The organism is Stenotrophomonas sp. A3_2 (genome assembly GCF_036624925.1).
Classification (GTDB): Bacteria; Pseudomonadota; Gammaproteobacteria; order Xanthomonadales; family Xanthomonadaceae; genus Stenotrophomonas; species Stenotrophomonas hibiscicola.
Genome location: NZ_JAZKVY010000180.1, coordinates 1 through 8,615 on the forward strand (window position 1 = coordinate 1; position 8,615 = coordinate 8,615).

The following is an 8,615-nucleotide window of genomic DNA, read 5'->3' on the forward strand; positions in this document are numbered from 1 at the left end:
TGGGTCCGGTTGCGGGAGTGTCCGCGGCATGGATGCCGAGGCCAGGCCCCCATGGATGGGTTCACGGCGTCTCCCGCAACCGGACCCACCCCGCCACCCCACAGGAAACCCGCTTCTGCTTCGGCTGATGCTGTTGCTCCAGCTCGCAGCAGGGTGCAGGGCTGCAAGCCCTGCCGATCAACACCCTCCTTACGAACGACTGACGTGACGCTCATGCGCCATGCGCGAGGCTGTCCGTTCACGCTTTCACGTGGAGGTGGCAAGAGTGCCTTGGGAGCACATGCAGGCCTACGCATGGCCGTTGGGATTGGCAGCAGTAGTGGGTGGCATCGGCGCGTGGCTGATCCTGTGGATCTATCACCGGCTGAAAGGGCGTGATCGACGGCGCGCGCGCATCGGGCGCGTGCTCGGCCTGCCGATGGCCACCGCGTGGCCGTTGCTGCTGTTGATTCCCGCCCTGCAGGCCACGCCGCTGCAGGATCCGTTGCTGGGCCATCTGCAGCATGTGCTGCACATCGCGTTGACTGCCTGCTTCATCTGGTTGCTGGTACGTGCGGTGGCGGCGGGCGAGCGCGCAATCCTGCGCAGCCATCCCATTGATGTCTCCGACAATCTGGAAGCGCGCCGCATCCAGACCCAGACGCGCGTGCTCAGCCGGGTGCTGATGGGCGGCATCATCGTGCTGGGCGCATCGCTGGTGCTGCTGACGTTTCCGATGGTGCAGAAGATCGGTACCGCGCTGCTGGCCTCGGCCGGCCTGATCGGCCTGGTGGCCGGTATCGCGGCCAAGCCGGTGTTCGGCAACCTGATCGCCGGCCTGCAGATCGCGTTGACGCAGCCGATCCGCCTGGATGACGTGGTGATCGTGGAAGGCGAGTGGGGACGCATCGAGGAGATCGGAAGCAGTTACGTGGTGGTGCGTATCTGGGATGAGCGGCGGATGGTGGTGCCGTTGACCTGGTTCATCGAGAACCCGTTCCAGAACTGGACGCGGCGTAGTGCCGACCTGCTCGGCACAGCCTTCCTGTGGCTGGATTATCGTGCCCCGATTGCGGCGATCCGTGCTGAACTGGAGCGCATCTGCCGGGGCGAAGCGTTGTGGGATGGCCGAGTCTGCGTGACCCAGGTGACTGAAACCAGTGAGCGTGCAATCCAGATCCGCCTGCTGGTCAGTGCGCGCAGCTCCGGCGACGCGTTCGACCTGCGTTGCCTGGTACGCGAGCGCATGCTCGATTTCCTCGCGCGTGAGCATCCGCAGTCGCTGCCGCAGGTGCGTGCGCGACTGCAGCATGCAGACGAGCTGGACATGCCGCGTGGTCCTCGTGCACGCACTGCAGATGTGCGTTCGCCGGGGGCTGAAGACGGTGAGGCGGCGATCGTGCCAGCGGAGCCCGACCAGCCGCTGTAGAGCCGAGCCATGCTCGGCTGCTTTCGATTTTCCGTTGAAGCCGAGCGTGGGCTCGGCTCTACAGAAACACGATCACGGCTCGCCAGCGTCGATCAGCGCGTCGGTATCGAAGTGCGGCGGGCGCCGTGCGCGCGTGCGCTGCTCGTAGGCGTAGGCCATCTCGATCAGCTTCGGCTCGCTCCAGGCGGTGCCCATGAACAGCAGGCCGACGGGAAGGCCGTTGATCTGGCCCATCGGCACAGTCAGGCTGGGATAGCCAGCCACGGCGGCAGCGCTGTAGCTCTCGCCGGGGAAATCGTCGCCTTCGCTGCGGATCGGCCACGCCACGCCGGTGGTGGGGGCCACCAGCGCATCAAGCTGGTGGGCGGCGAGGGCAGCGTCAATGCCTTCGGGGCCCGCCAACCGGCGTGCATCGCTGCGCGCGCGGATATAGGCCGGGTCGGCCAGGCCGGCGGTGGCGTCGGCCGCCACCAGCAGTTCTTGGCCGAACAGGCCCAGCTCCTGCTTGCTGTGCGCCTGGTTGAAGGCGATCAGTTCGGCCAGGCTGCGCAGCGGGGCGCGATGGGCGCTGAAGTAGCGCTCCAGCCCGGCCTTGAATTCGTACAGCAGCAGCGTGCGCTCGGCCTCGGCCCAAGCGCCCTGGTTGGGCAGCTCCACCGGCACCACCACGGCGCCGGCGCGACGCAGCTCGGTCGCCGCCTGTTCGATCAGTGGCGGCATGCCCCGGTACTTCAGCAGGGGTGTCTGCAGCAGTCCGATGCGCTTGCCGCGCAGGCCCTGGGGGTCCAGTCGCGCGGTGTAGTCGTAGACCGCGCGGCCGGGCATGGTCGCGGTGGCCGGGTCGGCATCATCGCGGCCGGCGATCGCGGTCAGCACGGCGGCAGCGTCGGCGACACTGCGCGCCATCGGACCGGCGGTGTCCTGGCTGAAGGAAATCGGGATGATGCCGTCGCGGCTGACCAGGCCTACCGTCGGCTTGAGGCCGACGATGCCATTGATCGCCGCCGGGCAGACGATGCTGCCGTCGGTTTCGGTACCGATTGCTGCGCTGGCGAGGTTGGCGGCCACGGCTACCGCGCTGCCGCTGCTGGAGCCACAGGGCGAATGGCTCAGCCGATAGGGATTGCGGGTCTGGCCGCCGCGCGCGCTCCAGCCGGAGATCGAATCATTGCCGCGGAAATTGGCCCATTCGCTGAGGTTGGTCTTGCCCAGCACGATGGCGCCGGCATCGCGCAGCCGGCGCACCAGGTAGGCATCGTCCGGACGGAAGCTCTGCAGGGCCAGAGAGCCGGCACTGGTGGCCATCGGCGCGGCGTTGATGTTGTCCTTCAACAGCAGCGGGATGCCGTGCAGCGGGCCGCGCAGGTGGCCGCTACGGCGCTCGCGGTCGCGCGCGGCGGCTTCCTTCAGGGCATCGGAGTTGAGCTCGATCACCGCGCGCAGGCGCGGCCCGGCGCGGTCCAGGGCGGCGATGCGCTGCAGGTAGGCCTGGGTCAGGGTGGTGCTGTCCAGTTCACCGGCGGTCATCCGCGCCTGCAGGTCGGCAATATCGGTTTCGGCGTACGGGAACGGCACGTTGCGGCTCGCAGGTTCGGCCGCATGCGCGCTGGGCGTGGCCGGGCTGCAGCCAGCCGAAAGCAGCGCCGGCAGCGCGGCGAGCAGGCAGGTCAGCAGAGGCGGCGAGGACGGGCGCATGGGGCGGCTTGGTCGGCTCCAATCCCCAGTGTAGCGAGTGCTCAGCGGTGGCGCTTGCGCAGGTCGCGGGCGAGTACGTAGACCACGATCAGGTTGATGGCCAGGATCGTCCACGACGGCCAGCCGGGATGGCGGATGATCGCGAAGATGTCGAAGGGCAGGTACAGGGCAGCGGTCAGGCAACCCAGCCAGGAGGCCCAGGCCTTGGCCCGCCACAGGCCCCAGGCTTCGACCAGGTGCAGCAGTCCGTAACCGATCATCCCCGCCGCGGCCAGGTGGACCGCGTCGGGGCTGATCATGTGCAGCAGCGAGGGCAGGGTGCCATGGTCCGGATCCAGGCTGAAACGCCGGATCAGGGCCATGATGCCGTGCCGCAGCGGCTGCGGTCCGAGCACTTCCAGCCCGGTGGCAGCCAACAGTGCCAGCATCGCCTTGCTCGCTTCGAGCAGGGCGATGACGTGCAGGCCCGGATGCCGGTGTGGATCCGGGTTGTAGCCGCTCTGGCTCACGGGGTGCTGGCTCAGCCGCCGCGCGAAGCCTTCTTGCGGTCGCTCTCGGTCAGGAACTTCTTGCGCAGGCGGATCTCCTTCGGGGTGATCTCGACCAGCTCGTCGTCTTCGATGAAGTCCAGGGCCTGTTCCAGCGAGTACTTGATCGCCGGGGTCAGCTGGATCGCATCATCCTTGCCCGAAGCGCGCATGTTGGTCAGCGGCTTGGTCTTGATCGCGTTGACGGTCAGGTCGTTGTCCTTGGAGTGGATGCCGACCAGCTGGCCTTCATACACGTTGTCACCTTCGGCGGCGAAGAGCTTGCCGCGTTCCTGCAGTGGGCCCAGCGAGTAGGCCGGGGTGACGCCCGGCGCATTGGCGATCATCACGCCGTTGATGCGCTTGGCGATCGCGCCCTGTTCCTTCGGGCCGTAGTGGTCGAACACATGGAACAGCAGGCCCGAACCCTGGGTCAGGGTCTTGAACTCGTTCTGGAAACCAATCAGGCCACGGGCCGGGATCTGGTATTCCAGGCGCACGCGGCCCTTGCCGTCCGATTCCATGTTCTTCAACTGGCCCTTGCGGGTGCCCAGCTTTTCCATCACGCCGCCCTGGTGGACTTCTTCGATGTCCACCACCAGCTGCTCGATCGGCTCCATCAGCTGGCCGTCGATTTCCTTGATGATCACTTCCGGGCGCGACACGGCCAGCTCGTAGCCTTCGCGGCGCATGTTCTCGATCAGCACCGACAGGTGCAGTTCGCCACGGCCGGAGACCAGGAACTTGTCGGCGTCTTCCAGCTGCTCGACCTTCAGGGCCACGTTGTGGACCTTTTCACGGTCCAGGCGGTCCTTGATCTGGCGGCTGGTCAGGAACTTGCCACCGGACAGGTCCTTGTTGCCGGCGAACGGCGAGTTGTTCACCTGGAAGGTCATCGAGATGGTCGGCTCGTCGACGGTCAGCGCCGGCAGGGCTTCCGGGAAGTCCGGTGCGCAGATGGTGTCGGAGATGGTCAGCTCCTGGATGCCGGAGATGGCCACGATGTCGCCGGCCTCGGCCGAATCCTGCTCGATGCGCTCCAGGCCCATGAAGCCCAGCACCTGCAGCACCTTGCCGTTGCGCTTCTTGCCTTCACGGTCGATGACCGCGACCTGCATGTTCTTCTTCAGGGTGCCGCGCTGGATGCGGCCGATGCCGATCACGCCCACGAAGTTGTTGTAGTCCAGCTGGCTGATGCGCATCTGGAACGGGCCTTCCGGGTCCACTTCCGGCTTCGGCGCGTGCTTCATGATCGCTTCGTACAGCGGGGTCATGTCGCCGTCGCGCACGGTGTCTTCCAGGCCGGCGTAGCCGTTCAGGCCCGAGGCGTAGACGATCGGGAAGTCCAGCTGCTCGTTGGTGGCACCGAGCTTGTCGAACAGGTCGAAGACCTGGTCGATCACCCACTCCGGACGGGCGCCCGGACGGTCGACCTTGTTGACCACGACGATCGGCTTGAAGCCCATCGCGAAGGCCTTCTGGGTAACGAAGCGGGTCTGCGGCATGGGACCGTCCATCGCATCGACCAGGATCAGCACGGTGTCGACCATCGACAGCACGCGCTCGACCTCACCGCCGAAGTCGGCGTGGCCGGGGGTGTCGACGATGTTGATCCGGTTCTTGATGCCGGTCTTCTTGTCTTCCCAGGTGATGGCGGTGTTCTTGGCCAGGATGGTGATGCCGCGTTCCTTTTCCTGGTCGTTGCTGTCCATCACGCGCTCGGCGAGGACGGTACGCTCGGACAGGGTGCCGGACTGCTTCAGCAGCTGGTCGACCAGGGTGGTCTTGCCATGGTCGACGTGGGCGACGATGGCGATGTTGCGAAGATTTTCGATGGACATACGAAAGGGGGCCAGTCGGCGCCGGATTTGGAAAAAGAAGTCCAACATTATACGTCGAACTTGACGATTCGCGAAAAGGTGGATTTCACGCCCGTCACGGGGGCCATTCAGCTGGGCCGCCACACGGCCGAGGCCGCCAGACCGTCGCGCGGGCTGCCCCGCCGGCGGCTGAAGCCCGGGTCTGCGCCCATGGTCGAAGCCGCCGCCGCCGCAAGGCAGGTGTAAACTAGGTGGCTAGACGCGTTCCCCTCTGCATCAAGGATCTTCATGTCCCTCATCGCCACTTTCGACACCACCCAGGGCCCGATCAAGGTCGAGCTGTTCGCCGACAAGGCGCCGCTGACCGTGGCCAACTTCGTGAACCTGGTCAAGCACGGCTTCTATGACGGCCTGATCTTCCATCGCGTGATCGCCGACTTCATGATCCAGGGCGGCTGCCCGCAGGGCCGTGGCACCGGCGGCCCGGGCTACAAGTTCGAAGACGAAAAGAATGGCGTGAAGCACGAGGTCGGCTCGCTGTCGATGGCCAACGCCGGCCCGAACACCAACGGCAGCCAGTTCTTCATCACCCACATCAAGACCGATTGGCTGGACGGCCGCCACACCGTCTTCGGCAAGGTCCTGGAAGGCCAGGCCATCGTCGATTCGGTCAAGCAGGGCGACGTGATCCATTCGATCACCCTGGAAGGCGACGTCGACGCCGTGCTGGCCGCCCAGGCCGACCGCGTCGCCGAGTGGAACAAGCACCTCGCCGCCTGATCCCCCTTCGAAACGGCCACCCACGGGTGGCCGTTTCCCTGTTCCCCGCCGCCCGCCAGGCCTGCGTGGCTCCGCCCGCGGCGTCCCATCAAACGCTTGCAAGCAAGAGGAAACCCCCATGAAAGCACCCGTTCGTGTTGCCGTGACCGGCGCCGCCGGCCAGATCGGTTATGCCCTGCTGTTCCGCATCGCCTCCGGCGAAATGCTGGGCAAGGACCAGCCGGTCATCCTGCAGCTGCTGGAACTGCCGGTCGACAAGGCCCAGGCCGCCCTGAAGGGCGTGATGATGGAGCTGGAAGACTGCGCCTTCCCGCTGCTGGCCGGCATGGTCGGCACCGATGACGCCGAAGTCGCGTTCAAGGACGCCGACATCGCCCTGCTGGTCGGCGCGCGTCCGCGCGGCCCGGGCATGGAGCGCAAGGACCTGCTGCTGGAAAACGCCAAGATCTTCACCGCCCAGGGCGCGGCGCTGAACAAGGTCGCCAGCCGTGACGTGAAAGTGCTGGTGGTCGGCAACCCGGCCAACACCAACGCCTACATCGCCATGAAGTCGGCTCCGGACCTGAAGCCGGAAAACTTCACCGCCATGCTGCGCCTGGACCACAACCGCGCGCTGAGCCAGCTGTCGGCCAAGCTCGGCAAGCCGGTCGGTGGCATGGAGAAGCTGGTGGTGTGGGGCAACCACAGCCCGACCATGTACCCGGACTACCGTTTCGCCACCGCCGATGGTGCATCGATCGCCGATGCGATCAACGACCAGGAGTGGAACGCCAACACCTTCATCCCGACCGTCGGCAAGCGCGGCGCGGCGATCATCGAAGCCCGCGGCTCGTCCTCGGCTGCTTCGGCCGCCAACGCCGCCATCGACCACGTGCGTGACTGGGTGCTGGGCAGCAACGGCAAGTGGGTCACCATGGGCGTGCCGTCCGACGGTTCCTACGGCATTCCGGAAGGCGTGATCTTCGGTTTTGCCGTGACCACCGAGAACGGCAAGTACACCCTGGTCAAGGATCTGCCGATCGACGACTTCAGCCAGAAGTACATCGACAAGACCCTGGCCGAGCTGGAAGAAGAGCGCGCCGGCGTCGCCCACCTGCTGGGCTGATGCAGGCGGTACCGGCTCCGGACGGTACGTCTTCCATCAAGGTAGGTACCGACCGCTGGTTGGTACGCAGAAAGCGGGGAGGCTTCGGCTTCCCCGTTTTCATTTGGAATTCCTGGAACCGCATGATCCACCTGCACTACATCGATGACGCACTGCTGGTGGCCGAGAAGCCGGCTGGCCTGTTGTCCGTACCCGGCCGCAGCGCCGAGAACCAGGACTGCGTGGTCGCGCGCCTGCAGGCGCTGTATCCGGATGCGTTGACCGTGCACCGCCTGGACCAGGTGACTTCCGGCCTGCTGCTGCATGCGCGCGGCAAGGACATGCAGGCGGCGTTGTCGATGCAGTTCGAGCAGCGCCAGGTTGGCAAGCGGTATGAAGCGGTGGTGCAGGGGCTGCTCGAGGGTGATTCCGGTGAAGTGGACCTGCCGTTGATCGTGGACTGGCCGAACCGGCCGAAGCAGAGGGTCGACCATGAGCGCGGCAAGCCGGCGCTGACGCGTTGGCGCGTGCTGGTGCGCGATGTTGAAGCGCGGCGCACGCGCGTGGCGTTGGAACCGATCACCGGCCGCAGCCATCAGCTGCGCCTGCACATGGCCAGTCTCGGTCATCCCATCGTCGGTGACGTGCTGTATGACGCGGCACCGGCGCAACGCGTGTATCTGCATGCGCGCAGCCTGCGGTTTACGCATCCGCTGACGGGCGAGGCGCTCGCGTTCGAGTCCGCGGCTCCGTTCTAGGGGTTCGGCAGGGCTTGCAGCCCTGCACCTGCTACGAACCGGAGCAACGCGAAAGGCCAAGGCGGCTCTGGTTTTCTACTTGTTGGGCGGGGCGGTGTGGGTTGGCAGGACATGCCGTGAACCCATCCATGGGGGCTCGATGGCGCCATCCATGGCGCCAACGGTCCTGCCAACCCGCACCGCCCCACCTCCGACAGATTGCCGCGATCGGTCGGAACGGCGTTCTGCTTTGGTAGGTGTCGACCTTGGTCGACACGAATGCCTGAAGAACCGGCTTTTGCTTTTGATTTTTCTTTTGATCTTCCCGCGGTGCGCAGGAAATTGTCCGTGGCCGGGTGGGGGGGGGGGGGGGGGGGGGGGGGGGGGCCGGGGGGGCCGCGGCGCCCCCCGCCCGCCGCCCCCCCCCCCCCCCCCCCCCCCCCCCCCCCCCCCCCCCCCCCCCCCCCCCACCCCGAGCTGGCTGGACCACACCGCGGAGGGGGCGGCGCCCGATGGCCGGTCTTTCACCCGAACCATGGCATGCTCGGCGCCAAGCCCACCCGG

At 66.6% G+C, this 8,615-nt stretch carries 7 protein-coding genes; 4 read left to right on the forward strand and 3 right to left on the reverse strand.

Annotated elements, in window-relative coordinates; genetic code table 11:
- The first annotated feature begins 280 nt into the window (after positions 1-280).
- Positions 281-1,408: a mechanosensitive ion channel family protein gene (locus tag R5H29_RS05580; RefSeq protein WP_332328889.1), complete on the forward strand. Its 1,128-nt coding sequence runs from the start codon at positions 281-283 to the stop codon at positions 1,406-1,408.
- Positions 1,409-1,480: 72 nt separating this feature from the next.
- Here R5H29_RS05580 and R5H29_RS05585 read toward each other — a convergent pair whose 3' ends face one another.
- From R5H29_RS05585 to typA, 3 genes are read right to left on the reverse strand one after another with little or no spacing between them, the layout of a single operon-like run.
- Complete coding sequence (locus R5H29_RS05585) at positions 1,481-3,103, reverse strand: amidase (RefSeq protein WP_164144152.1); 1,623 nt, start codon at positions 3,101-3,103, stop codon at positions 1,481-1,483.
- 41 nt (positions 3,104-3,144) lie between these two features.
- Positions 3,145-3,612: a DUF2127 domain-containing protein gene (locus tag R5H29_RS05590; protein WP_019659569.1), complete on the reverse strand. Its 468-nt coding sequence runs from the start codon at positions 3,610-3,612 to the stop codon at positions 3,145-3,147.
- Between the two features lie 11 nt (positions 3,613-3,623).
- Positions 3,624-5,471 carry a translational GTPase TypA gene (gene typA, locus R5H29_RS05595; protein ID WP_026346967.1) on the reverse strand — a complete coding sequence of 616 codons (1,848 nt, stop codon included), beginning with the start codon at positions 5,469-5,471 and terminating at the stop codon, positions 3,624-3,626.
- A gap of 267 nt (positions 5,472-5,738) precedes the next feature.
- Between typA and R5H29_RS05600 the strand changes: the two genes are divergently transcribed.
- The 3 genes from R5H29_RS05600 to R5H29_RS05610 all read left to right on the forward strand — a co-directional run bounded on the left by R5H29_RS05600 (position 5,739) and on the right by R5H29_RS05610 (position 8,072).
- On the forward strand, positions 5,739-6,230 hold the full coding sequence (locus R5H29_RS05600) for a peptidylprolyl isomerase (protein ID WP_005408225.1): 492 nt from the start codon (positions 5,739-5,741) through the stop codon (positions 6,228-6,230).
- Between the two features lie 118 nt (positions 6,231-6,348).
- Positions 6,349-7,335 (forward strand): malate dehydrogenase, encoded by a 987-nt coding sequence (locus R5H29_RS05605; RefSeq protein WP_005415428.1) that lies wholly within the window; start codon positions 6,349-6,351, stop codon positions 7,333-7,335.
- A 122-nt stretch (positions 7,336-7,457) separates the two neighbouring features.
- Positions 7,458-8,072, forward strand: coding sequence for an RluA family pseudouridine synthase (locus tag R5H29_RS05610; protein WP_332328890.1), 615 nt, complete (start codon positions 7,458-7,460; stop codon positions 8,070-8,072).
- Positions 8,073-8,615: the final 543 nt, after the last annotated feature.